This is a genomic window from Aestuariivirga sp. (assembly GCF_037139295.1).
Lineage (GTDB): Bacteria > Pseudomonadota > Alphaproteobacteria > Rhizobiales > Aestuariivirgaceae > Aestuariivirga.
Window position 1 is genome coordinate 1 of the sequence record NZ_JBAXGR010000301.1, and the last position, 1,678, is coordinate 1,678.

The window sequence follows — 1,678 nt, forward strand, 5'->3', positions numbered from 1 at the left end:
ACATAGGCCCGCGACAGGTTGGCGGAAGGCGAGGGGAAGGGATGCAGGCCGGCATCGGTTGCGGCCTTGGCGAACAGGGTCGAGGAATAGGGCATATTGAGCGGCGGATTGGGATATTCGCGACTGCGCACGCTTTCAAACGGATTGCCGCCGGCCTGCATCTGGCCTTTCAGGTTACCCGCCTTACCGGAAATGCCGGCGAGATATTCGAACTGGTCGTGGTCTTCCCCCCTCGAAGTGGTCCGAACCGATGTTATGGTTTTAGACCGTTGGAGGACGGAAGATGCCGACGAAAAGACACAAACCAGAAGAGGTTGTTGCCAAGCTGCGCCAGGTCGATGTTCTGGTTTCGCAGGGTAAATCGGTTGCCGACGCGGTGCGCGCAATTGGCGTAACGCAGGTGACGTATTACCGTTGGAAACAAGAGTACGGCGGCCTGAAGCTCGACCAGGTGAAGCGGATGAAAGAGCTTGAGCAAGAGAACCAGCGGCTGCGCCGTGCAGTATCCGATCTGACGTTGGATAAGCTGATCTTGAAAGAGGCTGCCAAGGGAAACTTCTAAGCCCCGCACGCCGCCGTGCCGTGATCGAGCACGCGCGGCGTGAACTCCAGGTCTCCGAGCGTCGCGCATGTGCGGTGCTCGGCCAACACCGCTCCACCCAACGCAAGGCACCTCAAGGGCGTGACGACGAAGCAGCGCTGACAGCCGACATCGTCGATCTTGCCCGTCAATATGGCCGCTACGGCTACCGCAAAATAGCGGAGTTGCTGCGTGCAGGTGCCGGCTGGGTCGTCAACGACAAGCGGGTTGAACGGATCTGGAGACAAGAGGGGCTGAAAGTTCCAGCCAAACAACCCAAGCGCGGCCGGCTCTGGCTTGCCGATGGATCATGCGTTCGGCTTCGCGCCGAGCACCGCGACCACGTGTGGTCGTATGACTTTGTGGAGCACCGGACCCATGACGGCAGGAAGTATCGCATGCTCAACGTTGTTGACGAGTTCTCCCGCGAGTGCCTGTCGATCCGGGTGGCGCGCAGGCTGAACTCCACCTCGGTGATCGATGTCCTCTCCGACCTCTTCATCCTGCGCGGCGTTCCTGGGCACGTCCGATCCGACAATGGCCCAGAGTTCATTGCCAAGGCGGTTCAAGCCTGGATTGGGGCCGTTGGGGCCAAGACCGCCTACATCGCGCCGGGCTCACCGTGGGAGAATGGCTACATCGAGTCGTTCAACGCCCGGCTCAGAGACGAACTGCTCAACGGCGAAATCTTTTACTCGCTCCGGGAGGCTCAAGTGATCATCGAAAGTTGGCGACGGCATTACAATCTCGTTCGACCACACCAGTCGCTCGGCTATCGACCGCCCGCGCCCGAAGTGTTCGTGCCCAGCTTCGCCGCATGGCCGTCTGCGCGCGCTTCATCCGCTCCGCCGGCCATGCTCGGTCTGGCAAAAAGGCCGCCGATCAACTAACATTCAAAGTGGAGCACTCGATGGGGGCTGACCATTCGCGGACGATCCCAAGGCGTCACGTCTGGGCGGCCGGTACGTGCGCAAACCGTTGTTTTCGCGCGAAGGTGCCAACATCGAGATCGTCGATGGCGAACAGACGATCCGGGGCGATGCTGGTCCCTATGGGCGCGAAGGGCACGTCGTGCAGGCCATCGCCATGCTGCCGGCC

1 protein-coding gene is annotated in these 1,678 nt (G+C 61.0%); it reads left to right on the plus strand.

The annotated features are described in order from the left end of the window. The first annotated feature begins 283 nt into the window (after nucleotides 1-283). A protein-coding gene (locus tag WCJ41_RS22115) for an IS3 family transposase (RefSeq protein ID WP_336907990.1) occupies nucleotides 284-1,470 on the plus strand; the annotation gives its coding sequence in 2 pieces (ribosomal slippage) (nucleotides 284-548 and nucleotides 548-1,470; 1,188 coding nt in all). The last annotated feature ends 208 nt before the right edge of the window (nucleotides 1,471-1,678 follow it).